Genomic DNA, 17,793 nt, shown 5'->3' on the forward strand with positions numbered 1-17,793 from the left:
GTGTGGCTTGGAGCCGGCGTGCACCGATGCTAGGGGTGCGCTGAGCAACAAGAACAACAGGGAGCACGACGCCATGATCAACCTGATGCCCGAGACCGTCCTGCCCGACGACGGCAGCAGCGGCACGCTGGTTGGCCGGGTCTGGCGCCCCGATGTGGACGGACCGGCCGTGGTCGCCGTGCGCGACGACGGCGTGTTCGACGTCACCTCGGCTTTCCCCACCGTCAGCGCCCTCTGCGAGCACGACGATCCGGCGGCGGCCCTGCGCGCGATGAAAGGCGAGCGCATCGGCGACCTCGCCGCCATCCTCGCCAACACGCCGCCGGATCGCCGCAATCCGGCCAAGCCGTGGCTGCTGGCGCCGGTCGACCTGCAGGTGCTGAAGGCGGCGGGCGTCACCTTCGCGATCTCGATGCTGGAGCGTGTCATCGAGGAGCGCGCGCGCGGCAACCCGGCCTCCGCCGAGGCGATCCGCAAGGAGGTGGTGCGTCTCGTCGGCGACGATTTCTCCAAGCTCAAGCCGGGCTCGGACCAGGCGATGCACCTGAAGCAGGTGCTGATCGAGCAGAATGCCTGGAGCCAGTATCTCGAGGTCGGCATCGGCCCCGATGCCGAGGTCTTCACCAAGGCGCCGACCTTGTCATCTGTCGGCACCGGCATGGATGCCGGGCTGCATCCGAAATCGACCTGGAACAACCCGGAGCCGGAGGTCGTGCTGGCGGTGTCGAGCCGCGGCCGGATCGTCGGCGCGATGCTCGGCAATGACGTCAACCTGCGCGACTTCGAGGGCCGCTCGGCGCTGCTGCTGTCAAAGGCCAAGGACAACAACGCCTCCTGCGCCATCGGACCGCTGCTGCGGCTGTTCGACAAGAGCTTTTCGCTCGATGACGTCAGGAAGATGGATGTCGCGCTGACCGTGACCGGCAGCGACGGCTTCGTGCTCGACGGTCATTCCTCCATCAGCAAGATCAGCCGCGATCCGACCGATCTCGTCGCCCAGACCATCGGCGCCGTGCACCAATATCCCGACGGTTTTGCGCTGTTCCTCGGCACGATGTTCGCGCCCGTCAAGGACCGCGACGCTCCAGGGCAGGGGTTCACCCACAAGCGCGACGACATCGTCACCATCTCGGCCCCGCAGCTCGGTCGCCTCGTCAACCGCATGCGCAACAGCGACGAATGCGAGCCCTGGACCTTCGGCGTCGGCGCCCTGATGCGGAGTTTGTCGCGGCGCAAGCTGATCTGAGGCTTGCTTAGTCGTTATTCCGTCATGTCCGGGCTTGTCCCGGGCATCCACGTCCTCCCACGTATGCCGAATGACGTGGATGGCCGGGACAAGCCCGGCCATGACGACGTGGAGATAGACGAGGAATGGCACTCTGGTCCTCGTATGCGGTCGCCCTGTTGCGGATACCCGGCCGCAGTCCTCACACGTGCCCCGACGCCATCTGCCCGGCGGCGCGGCGGGCGCGCTCCTGCAACTGCGTGGGATCGCCCAGCGCGGCACGCTCTCGCACCACCGACAATGCATGGTCGCGCTCGGCCGCCGCGCTGCGGCGCGGCTCGGGGCGGCGCAGGCCGAGATCATCCTCGATCGGATCCTTCGGCACCAGCGACAGCGCCCGCTCGAACGGATCGAGCGAGGCCTCGCGGCCCTTGCCGCTGTCGCGGCTTGGCTCCGGCTCGGCCGGCCGCCGCGCCACCAGGGTCTTGATGCGGCCGATCAGGCCGGACGGCGCTTCCGGCGGTGCTGAATCGAACGGATCGGCATAGAACGTCGCGCCGGCCTTCTCGACCATGCCTGCGAGCGCGCTGACCATGCGCGGCGAGCCGCAGGCATAGACGACGTCTGAGGCCGTCAGCGTCGGCATATGCGGCTCGATCCGGCCGGTGCGGATCGAGGGATGATCGATCGGGCCTTCCTCGACGGTCGGAATGATCGTGACGTTCGGCAGCCTTGCCAGCTGCGCCAGGATCGGCGTCATGTAGAGCTGCGGCAGCTTCTTGGCGCCGGCGATGATCACCATCGGCCGGTTGCGGGACTCGCGCAGCGCCATCGCGGCGATCGCCCAGATCGGCGCGAAGCCGGTGCCGCTGCCGGCGAGGACGAGACGGCCGGTGCCGCCCGGGCGCAGGAACGCATGCCCATACGGCCCCTGGATGCGCAGCCGATGGCCGGGACGGATGCCGCTGCCGAGCGCGGTCGTGACGCGGCCGCCACGCACGCGCTTGATGTTGAGATGGATGACGCGGCCGCCGATGCGGCCGTCGAACGAGGCGGTGGGGCTGTAGGCGCGCGCCGGATAGCCGTTGAAGGTGAACTTGAAGTACTGCCCCGGCAAATAGCTGATGCTCTTCTCCGGGGCGATCATCAGCTCCATGATGTCGGGCGCGACCTCGCGCAGGCCGACCAGGCGCGCCTTGGAGGTGTCGATCTCGGGCACGTCCTCCATCTCGACGTCGAGGTCGGAGACGACGCGCGCCTGGCACGCATAGATCATGCCCTGCGTATGCGTCTCGCCGCACACCGTCTGCCCCTTGGAGACATGAACCATGCAGGTGCCGCAGGTGCCGGCGCGGCAGTCGAACGGAATCTCGACGCCGTTGGCCAGCGCGCCATCGAGCAGCACGTCACCCGCGCGGACGCGGAACTGGCGGCCCTTGACGGTGACGGTCCTGAAGTTCGACATGGTTCACTCCTCGATCGAATACGCTGTGACAATGTGGGCTGAAGGACGCCGCGGGATCACGCCCTGTCGGGTGAGACGCGGATGAGGTTCTTGTTGGCCGTGCTCTCGAACCGGCTCGACCAGTAGTTCGACGCCATCACCGGCCGCTTCAGCCAGCTCACCTTCGGCGAGCGCAGCACCAGGAACCAGAAGAAGAACGGCGTCGTGACGAGGTGCGAGACCAGCGGAAACCAGTCCGGCAGCAGCGACGCCGGACCGGGCAGGCGATACCAATAGTAGGTGCTGACCGCCGTCGCGGCGAAGATGCGGTGCATCCGGGTGCGGGTGGCCGGCTTGTAGCGCAGCATGTGCTCGCCGATCCTGAACACGATGTAGCTGATGACGGCCGCGCCGAACGGCCAGACATAGGCAGTGATGATCTCGGCACTCCCGACCTGCTGCGGCGGATAATCCGGCACCTGGAACCAGCCCCAGACGAAGCCGGGAAAGCTGCCGATCAGGAAGTTGCCGAGGAACTGCTGCACCTTCGTCGGCACGCCCGCGGTCGGCGTCAGCTCCGGCGTCGAGTCCGGGCACGGATTGCTGCAGGCCTCGCAGATATTGCAGCGGGCGTTCTTGAAGGTGAGAGCGGGGTTGGTGCCGTACAGACGCTCGACGGGGTGGATCGGGCACAGCGAGGTGCACCAGCCCGAGCGCATCTCGAACACCGAGCCCATCGCGAACGCCATGACCGCAGCCGACAGCAGCATGAGCGCCGTCAACGGCCCGTCAACATTGAGTCCGATGCGCCGCATCGGCACGACGATGAAGAGCGAGGTTACGCTGATCACCGCTAAGGTCGCCGCGCCCCATTCCGGCATCCGGATGTTCTGCGAGATGCCCATCTTGTTCGGCAAGAGATGAAAGGTCGCCATCGGACAGATGTTGCGCCACAGGCCGGGCGAGATCGTCACCAGCGCCGGCGCGACCGGAATCAGCAGATTCCACATCAGGGCGATGCCGAGCGCAGGGAAGAACAGCAGCAGGTTCACCAGCAGCACGCCAACGACCAGCATGACGGTCTGCATGGTCAGCCAGAATCGCCGCTCGGCCCGGCCGGTGCTGCGGCTGCCGGGCTGCGCGGCCGGCTGATACCTGGCGGGAGCCACCTGCACGGCTACGTGGGTGAGTGGCCGGGCCTCTCGACGGTGCGAAGCGTAGTCGTATTGGGACGAACGTTGAGCGCTGTTGTTTCGCATTGCTTTCCAGGACGCTGGTTACTTGGCACGGCGCGCTGGTGTGACGAGGCCGGGCCAGACGTGCTCGTCCGCCAGGCCTGTTAGTTCGCGTCATCAGCGCATGCTGTGCCGCGGAATCTGCCGACGAGATGTGGCGCTTTTTGACGGCCAATATGGACGTGTCTGGGCCATGCTGCGGTGGGCCTGCGGCCGTTTGATCTGGATCAAATCGAGGAGCATCAAGCATTTGATCTGGATCGAGGTTTGTTTTCGAGTGCGTTTGATCTGGATCAATGACGGCCTTCACCGTGACAGATCGCAGGCGCAATGAAGGCGCGTGTGCGTGGGATGCGGCATGCGAAAGCTGCCCGTCGGGCAAATCGGGGCGTGCGCGAGAAATCCTGTCCAGCCCTGTGCGGAAAAATAAATCGCTTGTCTATTTCGTAAAATCAGCATTAGAGTCCCGCCCGTTCCGTTGCGTCGGAGGGGACGTATCGCGGTCGTCATGGACGTCGGCAGCGGAATGCGATGGGCGTGTGTCGTTGCAGCGTGATCATTCGCGCGGACGAACAGCGATGCACGCACGGTCAAGTCGCGCGGTCCTGGCACCCCGATGCTGGTGTCCCGCGGCGGAGCGCGCAAAGCGCATCGTCGCGCACGGTGGCCAAAAGCCGGCGCACCGGGGAGAACGCGAAGCAGCCGTCAAAACCATCGCGCAGGGAGGGCCGGGCGTGTTCGGCCAGACCTGTGGTACCTGCCGCCTGCATTTTTTTTTCGCAGGCGGGCCACGGGCGCGGCCAGCGCCCGGCCTTCCCTGCGCCCTCTGTTGTCGAGGAGGGTGAAGCGATCAGCATAGCTCGGGCGCAACCCGCCGCGGGACTGCGAACGCATGTGGCGATAGATCGCCGGCGTTGGGGGGACGAGCGCTCTCGCCCAGGATTCCAGTGTCGTCCCGGCGAACGCCGGGACCCATAACCCCAGGGAGATGTTGTTGCGCACGATGTCGACCCAGTCTTTCTTCACAATAACTGCCGCGGAGTATGGGTCCCGGCGTTCGCCGGGACGACAGCTGAGATTGCTGAGGCAGCTGGCCTCACACCGGCAGCGCGATCGAATACTTCACCTGGCTCAGCGCAAAGCTACTTTCGATCGAGGCGATGCCGTCGAGACGAGTCAGCTTGGTTTTCAGGAACGCCTCATACGACGAGAGATCGGTGGCGACGACGCGCAAGAGGTAGTCGCGATTCCCCGTCATCAGATAGCACTCCAGCACCTCGGGCCAGGCCGAGATCGCCTTCTCGAACCGCTTCAGATCCTCCTCCTTCTGCCGCGCCAGCTTGATGGAGATGAAGACGGAGACGTGCAGTCCGAGCGCCTTCTGGTCGACGGTGGCGAGATAGCGGGTGATGACGCCGCGCTCCTCCAGCAGCTTGACGCGGCGATGGCAGGGCGAGACCGACAGGCCGACCTTGTCGGCGAGCTCCTGCATGGTGATGCGGCCGTCGGCCTGGAGATGGCCGAGGATTTTGCGGTCGATGGCATCGAGGCCGGGCATTGGGATCAAATCGCTGAAAGTGGCTGTTGGATGGGAAAATATCCCAATAATGGTCCTCTGCACGCGAAAAATTGAGAATAATGGCCGCCCCAAGAGGATTAGAATCCAGCAATCCAACAAAACTCCCCGGGAGCCGCGCCATGGCCACGCCATCCGCACCGTCAGACCGTCTCGACATGCTGAGCGCGCTGGCCCGCAAGGCGCTGTGGCTGTCGTCCTGGACCATTCATCACGCCAACCACATCCGGCCGAATACTGACGGCCTCAAGGTCGGCGGCCACCAGGCCTCCTCGGCCTCGCTCGCGACCATCATGTCGGCGCTGTACTTCTCGGTGCTGCGCCCGGAGGACCGCGTCGCGGTGAAGCCGCATGCCAGCCCGGTGTTTCACGCCATCCAGTATCTGTTCGGCCGGCAGACCCGCGAGAAGCTGGAGAATTTCCGCGGCTTCAAGGGTGCGCAGTCCTATCCCTCGCGCACCAAGGACATCGACGACGTCGATTTCTCGACCGGCTCGGTCGGCCTCGGCGTCGCTCAGACGCTGTTCTCGTCGCTGGTGCAGGACTACGTCAAGGCGCATGGCTGGATGAAGGACCGCCGCGAAGGCCGCATGATCGCGCTGGTCGGCGATGCCGAGATGGACGAGGGCAACATCTTCGAGGCGCTGGCGGAGGGCTGGAAGCACGGCCTGCGCAACACCTGGTGGATCGTCGACTACAACCGCCAGAGTCTCGACGCAGTCGTGCGCGAAGGCCTGTGGGAGAAGTTCGAGACCATGTTCCGCAATTTCGGTTGGGACGTGGTGATCGTGAAATACGGTCGGCTGATGCGTGAGGCGTTTGCGGAAGCCGGCGGCGAGGCGTTGAAGCGCTGGATCGACAACTGCCCGAACGCGCTCTACGCGGCGCTGTGCTTCCAGGGCGGCGCCGCCTTCCGCAAGCACATCCAGGACGACATCGGCGATCAGGGCGACGTCACGCGGCTGCTCGACAAGCGCAGCGACGACGAGCTGCTGGCGCTGATGTCCAATCTCGGCGGCCACGACATGGCGAGCATGCTGGAGGCGTTCGAGTCCATCGATCACGACCGCCCGGTCTGCTTCATCGCCTACACGATCAAGGGTGTTGGCCTGCCGTTCCAGGGCCACAAGGACAATCACGCCGGCCTGATGACCGTCGCGCAGATGGAGAAATGGCGCGCCCTGCAGAACATCCGCCCCGGCCATGAGTGGGACAAGTTCGAAGGCCTGAAGCAGGACCCGGCAAAGCTGGAGGCGTTTCTCGCCGCCGTGCCGTTCAATCGCGACGGCCGCCGGCTTGACGATGCCGTGTTCGACGTGCCGGAGCGGCTGACCTTTACGGCCGCGGCGCAGATGTCGACGCAGCAGGGCTTTGGCCTGATCCTCAACGATCTCGCGCGCAGCGACACCGCGATGGCCTCGCGCATCGTGACGTCGTCGCCCGACGTCACCGTGTCGACCAATCTCGGCGCCTGGGTCAACCGCCGCGGCCTGTTCGCGCGCGCCGAGAAGGCCGACCTGTTCCGTAGCGAGAAGATCCCGTCGACCTTCAACTGGGCGGCATCGCCGAAGGGCCAGCACATCGAGCTCGGCATCGCCGAGATGAACCTGTTCATCATGGCCTCCGCGCTCGGCCTGTCGCACGCCATCAATGGCGCCCGGCTGCTGCCCGTGGTGACCTTGTACGATCCCTTCATCGAGCGCGGCCTCGATGCGCTGAACTACGCCTGCTATCAGGATGCGCGCTTCATGGTGGCGGCAACGCCGTCGGGCGTGACGCTGGCACCGGAAGGCGGCGCGCATCAGTCGATCGCAACGCCGCTGATCGGCATGGCGCAGGACGGGCTGTCGTCGTTCGAGCCGGCCTTCGTCGATGAGCTCGCCGCGATCATGAAATGGGGCTTTGCCCACATGCAGCGCGAGGCAGGCGAGGGCGGCTCGCTCTATCTGCGGCTATCGACGCGCACCATCGATCAGCCGCAGCGGATCATGACGCCGGAGCTGGAGTCCGACATCGCCGCCGGCGCCTATTGGCTGCGCAAGCCGGGGCCGAATGCGGAGGTGATCGTCGCCTATACCGGCGCCCTTGCTCCAGAGGCGATCGAGGCGACCGGCCTGATCGGCGAATCCCGGCGCGACGTCGGCCTGCTCGCGATCACCTCGGCAGACCGGCTGCATGCGGGATGGACGGCGGCGCGCAGCCTGCGGCGGCATCGCCGCGGCGTGCAGCATCTCAGTCATGTCGAGCAGCTGCTGGCGCCGCTGCCGCGCGATTGCGGCATCGTCACCGTGATCGACGGCCATCCGGCGACGCTCGGCTGGCTCGGCTCGGTGCGCGGCCATCGTGTCGAGGCGCTCGGCGTCGAAAAGTTCGGCCAGACCGGAACGATCGACGACCTCTATCGCCACAACGGCATGGATGCCAACGCGATCATCGATGCGGCCGAGAGCCTCACCGGCGCTCCGGTGCGGCATCGCAAGATGGCGGTGTGAGGGCGGGGGGAAGAGGGAGCTGAAAACAGCTGCGCCGTCTCCCCCACCTGGATGAAGGAGACGGCGTCGCAACTTGGAGCAAAAGGGCTAGGTGCTGAAAAGCCACGCAATAAAAACTGGCGAAGTCATTCGTTGTGAAATGTTTTCCAGCGTCCTTTCGAGATGCTGGGCTGTCTATGAAGGAGAGAGTAACCGGCACGACCGGGCCACGATGTGAAGCAGTTCACATGTTGAAAATGAATCTGCGGACTGGGAATTCTGCCATCCGGAATGATCGCCGCAATCGCATTTGCTGCGATGCAAAATGGAGCGGCGACGAAACGCAGGGCCGTCGGCTTGCGCCGGTCGCGGCCTTGCTCCTATATCCGCGGGACGCAACCCCGGTCCCCGCATGTGGCGGGTTCATCCCGCGGATCGCGCGTGCCAGGATGCCGGCCGCGTGCTGCCGCCCCCTCCAGATGCTTCCACGTGAAGAGGTTTTCCGATGGTCAATCGCCTGCAATTCTACATCGACGGCGCCTGGGTCGATCCGGTCGTCAAGAAGTCCACGCCGGTCGTGAATCCGGCGACTGAAGAGGCGATGTACGAGGTTGCGCTGGGCTCCAAGGTCGATGTCGACAAGGCGGTCGCCGCCGCCAAGCGCGCCTTCGAGACGTTCTCGCAGACCTCGCGCGAGGAGCGCGTCGCGCTGTTCGAGAAGATCATCGCCGTCTACAAGGGCCGCATGAAGGAAATCGGTGCTGCCATCTCCGACGAGATGGGCGCGCCGCTGCCGATGGCGGAGAAGCTGCAGGCGGGCGCCGGTCTCGGCCATCTGATGTCGACGCTCGATGTGCTGAAGAAATATGAGTTCGAGGAGACGCTGCCGGCGTCCGTGGTGGTGCGCGAGCCGGTCGGCGTTGTCGGCATGATCACGCCCTGGAACTGGCCGCTCAACCAGATCGCCTGCAAGGTCGCCCCGGCGCTGGCCGCGGGTTGCACCATGATCCTGAAGCCGTCGGAGTTCACCCCGACCTCGGCGCTGATCTTCGGCGAGATCCTGCACGAGGCCGGCGTGCCGAAGGGCGTGTTCAACCTGATCAACGGCCTCGGGCCGGAGGTCGGTGCCGCCATGAGCGAGCATCCGGACATCGACATGATCTCGTTCACCGGCTCGACCCGCGCCGGCATCGACGTCGCCAAGCGCGCCGCGCCGACCGTGAAGCGCGTCAGCCAGGAGCTTGGCGGCAAGTCGCCGAACGTGATCCTGGAGGGGGCCGATCTGGTCAAGGCGGTGACGGGCGGCGTCATGCACATGTTCAACAATTCCGGCCAGTCCTGCAACGCGCCGTCGCGCATGATCGTGCCGGCCGCACGGATGAAGGAAGTGGCTGCCATCGCGAAGGGCGTTGCCGACAAGACCAAGGCCGGCGATCCGCGTGGCGAAGGCACCACGATCGGCCCGGTCGTCAATCGCGGCCAGTGGGACAAGATCCAGGCCCTGATCAACAAGGGCATCGAGGAGGGCGCCACGCTCGTCGCCGGCGGTCCCGGCCTGCCCGAGGGCGTCAACAAGGGCTTCTACGTGCGGCCGACGATCTTCGCCGACGTCAAGCCCGAGATGACGATCTCGCGCGAGGAGATCTTCGGGCCGGTGCTGGTGATCATCGGGGCCAAGGACGAGAACGAGGCGGTGCGTATCGCCAACGACACGCCCTATGGTCTTGCCGGATACGTCACGGCCCCGACGATCGAGAAGGCCCGCGAGGTCGGCCGCAAGATCCGCGCCGGCAACGTCAACCTTCAAGGTGTCCCGAACGACCGCACCGCGCCGTTTGGCGGCTACAAGCAGTCCGGCAACGGCCGCGAATGGGGCCGCTTCGGTCTCGAGGAATATCTCGAGGTCAAGGCGGTCGCGGGCTACAACGCGGCTTGATCGCGTGAGGACGTGTAGGGTGGGCAAAGCGCAGCGTGCCCACCATTCACGCCAACAACAGAGCTGGTGGGCACGGCGCTCCGCGCCTTTGCCCACCCTACTCGGTGGAAGCTTAGCCCCCCAGCGCGCCTTGCGTATTCACGTAGAGCGCGTAGATCGACTGGCTGGCGGCCATGAACAGCCGGTTGCGCTTCAGCCCACCGAAGCAGAGATTGGCGCAGCGCTCGGGCAGAGCGATGCGGCCAATCGGCGCGCCGTCGGGCGCGAACACCATGACGCCGTCGAGCTCGGGTGTGCCCATGCCCCAGCCGCACCAGAGATTGCCGTCGATGTCGCAGCGCATGCCGTCCGGCGTGCCCGGGCCGGCATCGATGTGGATGCGCTTGTTAGTAAGGTTGGTACCGTCGCCGGAGACGTCGTAGGCGAGGATCTTGCGGGTCGGCGCGCCGCGGGATTCGACGACGTAGAGGATGCTCTCGTCGGGCGAGAAGCACAGCCCGTTCGGTCCCAGCACGCCCTCGGCGACGATGGTCGCCCGGCCGGTGGTGCCGTCGATGCGGTACACGTTGGCGTCGATCTCGGGCTCGGCCCTGTAGCCCTCGTAATTGCCGAGCAGTCCGAAGGTCGGATCGGTGAACCAGATCGAGCCGTCGGATTTGACCACGACGTCGTTCGGCGAATTCAACCGCTTGCCGTCGAAGCTGTCGATCAGCACCGTGATCGAGCCGTCATATTCGGTGCGGGTGACGCGGCGGCCGCCATGCTCGCAGGTGACCAGCCGGCCCTGCCGGTCGCGGGTGTTGCCGTTGGCGAAGTTGGAGGGCTTGCGGAACACCGAGACAGCCCCGGTCTCCTCCTCCCATTTGAGGATGCGCTGGTTGGGAATGTCGCTGCACAAGAGATAGCGGCCGTCGCCGAACCACACCGGCCCTTCGGCCCAGCGCAGGCCCGTCGCCAGCCGCTCGACGGCCGACAATTTGAGCCAGTATTTCTCGAAGCGCGGATCGAGCGTCTGGATCGCCGGATCGGGATAGAAGGTGGCAGGGCGAAAGCCCTGGGCGTGAGCGTTTCCGTCGGACATCTGGCCGGTCCTGTTATTGCACCGTTACGATCTCTGCTATCATCCGCAAGCAATGACCGCAAACCTGCGGGCCGAACACGAGGGATGAAATGCCACGTATCTTGATGACCGGAGCGAGCGGTGGAATCGGCACTTCCTTGCGGAAGCTGCTCCCGCCGATCTATCCGGACCTTCTGCTCAGCGATCTCCGACCGCCTGCCGATCTCTCCAGCCAGGAGACGTTCAAGGCGGCCGATCTTGCCGACCTCTCCCAGGTCGAAGCACTGTGCGATGGCATCGACGGCATCATCCATTTCGGCGGCTATTCGGTCGAAGGTCCATGGAATGACATCCTGCAGGCCAACATCATCGGCGGCTACAACCTGTTCGAGGCGGCTCGCCGCAAGGGCGTCAAGCGCGTGGTGTTCGCGTCGTCGAACCACGCGGTTGGTTTCTATCCGCGCCATCGCAAGATCGACAACGACGTGCAACCGCGTCCCGACGGCCGCTACGGCGTCAGCAAGGTGTTCGGCGAAGCGCTCGGCTCGCTCTATGCCGACAAGCACGGGCTGAAGGTGACGTGCATCCGCATCGGCAATTTCGGCGACAAGCCGCTCGACCGGCGCCGGCTGTCGATCTGGCTGAAGCCGGAGGATCTGGTCCAGCTCTGCCGCATCGGCCTCGAGCATCCGGACATTCATTTCGATGTGCTCTATGGCGCCTCGTTGAACGAGCGCGCCTGGTGGGACAATCAGCGCGCCTACGATCTCGGCTATCGCCCGACCGGCCGCGCCGAGGATTTCCGCGAGCATGCTTTTGCGGAGCAAGCCAAGCTGCCCGCCGATCCGATCGGCGACTACTTCCAGGGCGGCGCTTTCTGCACCACCGAGTTCGATGGCGACACCAGCCGGATCATCGACTGGGGGTAATTGGGCGTCGTCATTCCGGGGCGCGTCCGCAGGACGCGAACCCGGAATCTCGATGTGAGAGCGCAAGACAACTTCTGGATTCCTGGTTCGCGCTTCGCGCGCCCCGGAATGACGTTGAGAATGAAAGAAGAGAAGACCATGACCGATGGCCTGCGCAAGGGACTGACTGCCTACGGCGATGCCGGCTTCTCGCTGTTCCTGCGCAAGGCCTTCATCAAGGCCGCCGGCTATTCGGACGACGCGCTCGACCGGCCCATCGTCGGCATCACCAACACCTACAGCGACTACAACCCCTGCCATGGCAACGTGCCGCAGATCCTAGAAGCGGTGAAGCGCGGGGTCATGCTGTCCGGCGCGATGCCGTTCGTGTTTCCGACGATCTCGATCGCCGAGAGCTTCGCGCATCCGACCTCGATGTATCTGCGCAACCTGATGGCGATGGAAACCGAGGAGATGATCCGTGCCCAGCCGATGGATGCGGTTGTCGTCATCGGCGGCTGCGACAAGACCTTGCCGGCGCAGATCATGGCGGCGGTGTCGGCCGACCTGCCGACGGTGGTCATCCCCGTTGGTCCGATGGTGGTCGGTCATCACAAGGGCGAGGTGCTCGGCGCCTGCACCGATTGCCGCAGGCTGTGGGCGAAGTATCGCGCCGGCGAGATGGACGGCAGCGAGATCGAGGCGGTCAACGGCCGGCTGGCGCCGTCGGTCGGCACCTGCATGGTGATGGGAACGGCCTCGACGATGGCCTGCATCACCGAGGCCCTCGGATTGTCGCTGCCGATGAGCGCAACGATTCCCGCGCCGCATGCCGAGCGCTTCCGTTCGGCCGAAGCCAGCGGACGCGTCGCGGCCGAGATGGCCAAGGCCAAGGGGCCGAAACCGAGCGAGCTGCTGACGCCGTCCGCTTTCAAGAATGCGCAGGTGGTGCTGCAGGCAATCGGCGGCTCTACCAATGGCCTGGTGCATCTCACCGCGATCGCTGGCCGGACCCCGCACACAATCGATCTCGATGTATTCGACCACATCGGCCGCGAGGTGCCGGTGCTGGTCGATCTCAAGCCATCCGGCGATCACTACATGGAGCATTTCCACCACGCCGGCGGCGTGCCGAAGCTGATGAAGCAGCTCGGTGATCTCATCGATCTCGATTGCCGCTCGATCACCGGCCAACCGCTGCGCGACATCGTGGCCGCCGCCGAGGACGTGCCGGGGCAGGACGTGATCCGCTCGCGCGACGACGCGATCAAGCCGGAGGGCGGGCTCGCGGTGCTGCGCGGCAACCTGGCGCCGCGCGGCGCCGTCATCAAGCATTCGGCAGCGAGCCCCAAGCTGCTGCAGCATACCGGGCGCGCCGTCGTGTTCGAGTCGGTGGAGGACATGACCCTGCGGGTCGATGATCCCGCTCTCGATGTGTCGGCCGATGACGTGCTGGTGCTGCGCAATGCCGGCCCCAAAGGCGCCCCGGGCATGCCCGAGGCCGGCTATCTGCCGATCCCGAAGAAGCTCGCGCGCGGCGGCACCAAGGACATGGTGCGCATCTCCGATGCGCGCATGAGCGGCACCGCCTTTGGCACCATCGTCCTTCACATCACTCCGGAGTCCGCCGTCGGCGGGCCGCTGGCGCTGGTCCGGACCGGCGACATGATCCGGCTCGACGTCGCCAAGCGCAGCATTGACCTGCTGGTCGACGACGCCGAGCTGGACCGGCGCCGTGCTGCCCTGAAGCAAGCGCCGACGCCGGAATGGGCGGAGCGCGGCTATGCGCACCTCTTTCATGAGACGATCCTGCAGGCCGACGACGGCTGCGATTTCGACTTCATGCGCCGCAAAGGGAAGGGGTGAGCGCAGTCCTACTTTCCTTTGCTGGTGAACCGCTTCACGGCGGCGCGGAATTCATCCGTGTGCATGCAGTTGACGATGGCATCGCGTTCGGCGGCGAGCTGGTCCTCGACCGAGCTGGTCGGTGCGCGATGGATCAGCGCCTTGGTCGTAGCGATCCCCGCCGGCACGTTTTGCGCCAGCCGCGCGGCCAGCGCGTCGGTGGCTGCAGCAAGCTCCGAGGCGGGGACGATTTTCGCCACCAGTCCCCATTCGTAAGCCTGCGCCGCGGTGAAGCTGTCCTCGGCCAGGAAGATCTGCAGGGCGCGCCGCACACCCACGGTCGCAACGACGCCGACCGTCCCGCCGCCGTCGGGCGAGACACCGAGCTTGGCGTAGGCCGGCGTGAAGCGCGCATCCTCGGCCGCAATGCAGAGATCGGCCGCGAAGGCCAGCGACATTCCTGCACCGGCGGCGGAGCCGTGCACGCTGGCGAGCACGATCTTGGGCATGCGCCGCAGGCTCGCGATGAAGGCGTGGTAGTGGTGCAGCAGCTCGCTCACGACAGGCGTGATGGTGTCGGCCTCGGCGGCAGCGCCGATCGTCTGCAGGTCGCCGCCGGCGCAGAAGGCGCGGCCTTCGCCCTTGAGGACGAGCACCCGGATGGTCGGGTCCGCCTCGACCTGCGCCGCGAGCTGTTCCAGGCGCTGCGCGATGGCGAGGTTGATGGCGTTGAACGCTGCCGGTCGGTCCAGCGTGATGGTCGCGATCGGGCCGTCAATGCTCAGGCGAGCGGGGTCCGCGGCTGCGTCCGACATTCAATCCTCCCTTGCATGGTTGTTGCCGCATTTAAAGCGCACAGCAGGCCGGTGACAATGCCGGGGAAGTCTGCGACAACCCGGCTCGGCTGGCATGACGGGAGGTAAACCCGCAGCAGACAAGGCGTGCAAACACGGGATATGGACAGAATGGGGCAGGACGCAGTGACGAAGGGACCGGTTGTGATCGTGGGTGCGGGGCATGCGGGTTTCCAGCTCGCGACCTCGCTGCGTCAGGCAGGCTTTGCCGATCCCATTCACCTGATCAACGACGAGCCGCATCTGCCGTATCAGCGCCCGCCGCTGTCGAAGGCGTATCTCAAGGGAACGGGCGGCCCGGAGACCTTGATGTTCCGGCCGCAGAAATTCTACGCCGACCAGACCATCGATCTCGTCTACGACCGTGTGGTCGCGGTTCAGCGCGAAGCCCGCAAGGTGCTGCTCGCCTCGGGCAAGTCCCTGGACTACGGACACCTCGTATTTGCGACCGGTGCTCGCAACCGCCTGCTCGACATCCCCAACGCCCATCTTCCGGCGGTTCGTTACTTGCGCATCCTCGATGACAGCGAAGCGCTCAGGACCTTGCTGGGCGATGCCAAGCGGGTCGTCGTGATCGGCGCCGGCTTCATCGGTCTCGAATTCGCGGCGACCGCACGCATCAAAGGGCTCGAGGTCGACGTGCTCGAGCTCGGCGCGCGGGTGATGGCGCGGGCCGTGACCGCCGAGATCTCGGACTACTTCCAGAGGCAGCATGCGGAAGCCGGCGTGCGCATCCATCTCGGCGTGCAGGCCACCAGCATCGAGGCCGACGGCAACAAGGTCACCGGCGTCAGCCTCAGCGATGGTCGGCACATCCCCGCTGACCTCGTCGTGGTCGGCGTCGGCGTGCTGCCGAATGTTGAGCTCGCCGCCGAGGCTGGATTGCAGGTCGCCTCCGGCATCGTCGTCGACGAATATCTGCTCACCAGCGATCCGCACATCTCGGCCATCGGCGACTGCGCCCTGTTCGTCAGCCAGCGCTTCGGCGGGACGCTGCGGCTGGAGTCGGTGCAGAACGCCACCGATCACGCCCGCTGCGTCGCGGCGCGGCTGACGGGCGACGTCAAGCCCTATGACGGACAGCCGTGGTTCTGGAGCGACCAGGGCAATGACAAGCTCCAGATCGCGGGGCTCACCACCGGCTATGACCAGGTCGTGCTGCGCGGTGATCCCACGCAAAAGGCATTCTCCGCATTCTGTTACAAAGAGGGCAGGCTGGTCGGCATCGAGTCCGTCAACCGTGCCGGCGACCATATGTTCGGCCGCAAGTTGCTTGCTGCGGGCGGCACCTTGGATGCAGCCAACGCCGCTGATCCCAGCTTCGATCTGAAGAGCGCTCTCGCTTAGAGCAGCGCGCGCACCTCCTCTGCGGTCGGCATCGAAGGGCCGGCACCCATCCGCTGCACCGAGATCGATGCGGCGATGTTGGCATAGCCGATCGCATCCGCGATCGCCGCGCCCTGCGACAGCCGCGCGGCGAGCGCGCCGACGAAGCAGTCGCCGGCGCCGGTGGTGTCGACGGCCTTGACCGCGCGGCCTTCGACCAGCCGGGCCTCGGCGCCAGAAACCGCGACCGCGCCACGCGCGCCGAGCGTGACGCAGACCGTCTGGTCGTCGCGAGGCTTGAGCGCGCGAACCGCCTCATTCACCTGCTGCGGCGTCGGCGCGTTGCCGAGTTCGATCCCGGCCAGGAAACTGAGCTCGGTTTCGTTCAGCACGAGCACATCGACCAGCGCGAACAGCGTGCTGTCGAAGGCGCTCGCCGGGGCGGGGTTGAGGATCGTGGTGGCGCCGGCCGTTTTGGCACGCTGGAAGAACGCGGTAATGGTCGCCTGCGGAATTTCGAACTGGCTGACGGCCACGTCTCCCGAGCCAAGAGACACCTGCGCCACATCGTCGGCGCTGACCTCGGCGTTGGTGCCTGATATCACCACGATCGTGTTGTCGGCTTGTGCGAGCGTGATGATCGCCGTTCCGGTCGACGCGCCCGCGCTGTCCTTCACGGCGGTGAGATCGATGCCCTGAGCCGTGAGAAATGCGCGCAACTGCTCGCCGAAGGCGTCGCGACCGAGCCGGCCGATCAGCGCCGTCGGCGCGCCGAGCTTGGCTGCGGCGACCGCCTGGTTCGCTCCCTTGCCGCCGGGAAAGTACATCACCGACCGGCCGGCGACGGTCTCGCCGATGCGCGGATGGCGCTCGGCCGTCGCCACCACATCCATGTTGATGCTGCCGGCGACGACGATCCGCCCCATCCGCTTGCTCCCCACAACCGCTAGACGCGCGCCTCGAATTCCTGCCTGACCAGCTCGATGTCGGTGAGGGTCGGCAGGCCGGCCTCGTTGCCGAGCTTCTGGATCTTGAACGTCGAGGCCGCGCGCGCGAACTCGAAATGCTCCTTCCAGCCCTTCGCCGGATTGGCGAGGTACGAATACACATAGGCGCCGTGGAAGACGTCGCCGGCGCCGTTGGTGTCGATCACGCGCTCGCGCGGGATCGGATAGGCCGGCAGCGTATGCACGGCGCCGACCTCATCATACCAGAGCAGGCCCTTCTCGCCCTGGGTGACGCCGCCAATGCGGCAGCCGCGGCTCTTCAGGTAGTCGAGCATCTTCTCCGGCGTGAGATCCATCTGCTCGCACAGCCGCTCGGCCACGATCGCGACGTCGATATATTCCAGGAGCTCATGGGTGTTGGTGCGCAGGCCGCCGCCGTCGAGCGAGGTCAGGACGCCGGCCTCGCGGCACAGCCTGGCATAATGCAACGCGGCGTCGGGCTGGTGGCCGTCGACATGCAGCGCCCGGCAACTGCCGAGATTGAGCAGCGGGAACGGGTGGATATGCGCATCGTCGCGGCAACGCACGATGGCGCGCTTGCCGTCCTTCGGCATGATGAAGGACAGCGAGGAGGCATTGACCTTCCGGGGGTGGACGGAGATGCCGTATTTCGCGGTCATGTCCTGGAACATCCGCCCGAGCCAGTCATTCGCGACGGTGGCGATCAGGTCGGGCACGATGCCGAGCTTGGCGCAGCAAAATGCCGCAGTCACCGCATTGCCGCCGAACGAGACGGCATAGTCGGAGGCCACGTGCTTCTCGTCCCCCGTCGGCATGTGGTCGGTGATGAACGTAACGTCGATGTAGGTCTGTCCGATGAAGAGGGCCTGCATTGCCATTTCTGTCTCACTAAGGGGTGATTGCGGCCCCGGCGCCGCAGATTAGCAAGCGATCAAAGCGGATCAA

General features: G+C 65.8%; 13 protein-coding genes. 6 read left to right on the plus strand and 7 right to left on the minus strand.

Translation table 11 applies throughout. The features are described from left to right. The first annotated feature begins 73 nt into the window (after positions 1-73). Positions 74-1,246 carry a fumarylacetoacetate hydrolase family protein gene (locus tag QX132_RS17420; protein ID WP_316162134.1) on the plus strand — a complete coding sequence of 391 codons (1,173 nt, stop codon included), beginning with the start codon at positions 74-76 and terminating at the stop codon, positions 1,244-1,246. A gap of 181 nt (positions 1,247-1,427) precedes the next feature. Here the strand turns inward: QX132_RS17420 and QX132_RS17425 are convergent, their stop codons facing one another. The 3 genes from QX132_RS17425 to QX132_RS17435 form a co-directional block, all read right to left on the minus strand. Continuing rightward, positions 1,428-2,690, minus strand: coding sequence for a 2Fe-2S iron-sulfur cluster-binding protein (locus QX132_RS17425; protein WP_316162135.1), 1,263 nt, complete (start codon positions 2,688-2,690; stop codon positions 1,428-1,430). A 56-nt stretch (positions 2,691-2,746) separates the two neighbouring features. Next, positions 2,747-3,928, minus strand: a complete 1,182-nt coding sequence (locus QX132_RS17430) for a ferredoxin (RefSeq protein WP_316162136.1) — start codon at positions 3,926-3,928, stop codon at positions 2,747-2,749. 1,072 nt (positions 3,929-5,000) lie between these two features. After that, on the minus strand, positions 5,001-5,462 hold the full coding sequence (locus QX132_RS17435; RefSeq protein WP_316162137.1) for an Lrp/AsnC family transcriptional regulator: 462 nt from the start codon (positions 5,460-5,462) through the stop codon (positions 5,001-5,003). A gap of 140 nt (positions 5,463-5,602) precedes the next feature. Here QX132_RS17435 and QX132_RS17440 point away from each other — a divergent pair, with 140 nt between their 5' ends. Together QX132_RS17440 and QX132_RS17445 are read left to right on the plus strand one after the other, a co-directional pair. Next, on the plus strand, positions 5,603-7,972 hold the full coding sequence (locus QX132_RS17440) for a transketolase (protein ID WP_316162139.1): 2,370 nt from the start codon (positions 5,603-5,605) through the stop codon (positions 7,970-7,972). Positions 7,973-8,456: 484 nt separating this feature from the next. Continuing rightward, positions 8,457-9,887 carry an aldehyde dehydrogenase family protein gene (locus tag QX132_RS17445; RefSeq protein ID WP_316162141.1) on the plus strand — a complete coding sequence of 477 codons (1,431 nt, stop codon included), beginning with the start codon at positions 8,457-8,459 and terminating at the stop codon, positions 9,885-9,887. 112 nt (positions 9,888-9,999) lie between these two features. Here QX132_RS17445 and QX132_RS17450 read toward each other — a convergent pair whose 3' ends face one another. Then, complete coding sequence (locus tag QX132_RS17450; protein WP_316162142.1) at positions 10,000-10,968, minus strand: SMP-30/gluconolactonase/LRE family protein; 969 nt, start codon at positions 10,966-10,968, stop codon at positions 10,000-10,002. An 89-nt stretch (positions 10,969-11,057) separates the two neighbouring features. On the opposite strand from QX132_RS17450, the gene QX132_RS17455 reads away from it, so the two are divergent. Together QX132_RS17455 and QX132_RS17460 are read left to right on the plus strand one after the other, a co-directional pair. Further along, positions 11,058-11,876: an NAD(P)-dependent oxidoreductase gene (locus QX132_RS17455; protein ID WP_315776410.1), complete on the plus strand. Its 819-nt coding sequence runs from the start codon at positions 11,058-11,060 to the stop codon at positions 11,874-11,876. A 138-nt stretch (positions 11,877-12,014) separates the two neighbouring features. Further along, complete coding sequence (locus tag QX132_RS17460; RefSeq protein WP_316162293.1) at positions 12,015-13,721, plus strand: IlvD/Edd family dehydratase; 1,707 nt, start codon at positions 12,015-12,017, stop codon at positions 13,719-13,721. Positions 13,722-13,729: 8 nt separating this feature from the next. Here the strand turns inward: QX132_RS17460 and QX132_RS17465 are convergent, their stop codons facing one another. Next, entirely contained in the window at positions 13,730-14,515 is a 786-nt protein-coding gene (locus tag QX132_RS17465; protein ID WP_316162143.1) for an enoyl-CoA hydratase/isomerase family protein, read from the minus strand. 150 nt (positions 14,516-14,665) lie between these two features. Here QX132_RS17465 and QX132_RS17470 point away from each other — a divergent pair, with 150 nt between their 5' ends. Beyond that, a complete protein-coding gene (locus tag QX132_RS17470) occupies positions 14,666-15,901 on the plus strand; it encodes an NAD(P)/FAD-dependent oxidoreductase (RefSeq protein WP_316162144.1) in 1,236 nt (411 codons plus the stop codon). Here the strand turns inward: QX132_RS17470 and rbsK are convergent. Continuing rightward, positions 15,898-16,806, minus strand: a complete 909-nt coding sequence (gene rbsK, locus QX132_RS17475; protein ID WP_316162146.1) for a ribokinase — start codon at positions 16,804-16,806, stop codon at positions 15,898-15,900. The two genes, QX132_RS17470 and rbsK, sit on opposite strands and share 4 nt — an antisense overlap. Before the next feature lie 20 nt (positions 16,807-16,826). After that, a complete protein-coding gene (locus tag QX132_RS17480) occupies positions 16,827-17,720 on the minus strand; it encodes a sugar kinase (RefSeq protein WP_316162294.1) in 894 nt (297 codons plus the stop codon). Positions 17,721-17,793 lie beyond the last annotated feature (73 nt).

The organism is Bradyrhizobium sp. SZCCHNRI20481, assembly GCF_032485055.1.
Taxonomy (GTDB): domain Bacteria; phylum Pseudomonadota; class Alphaproteobacteria; order Rhizobiales; family Xanthobacteraceae; genus Bradyrhizobium.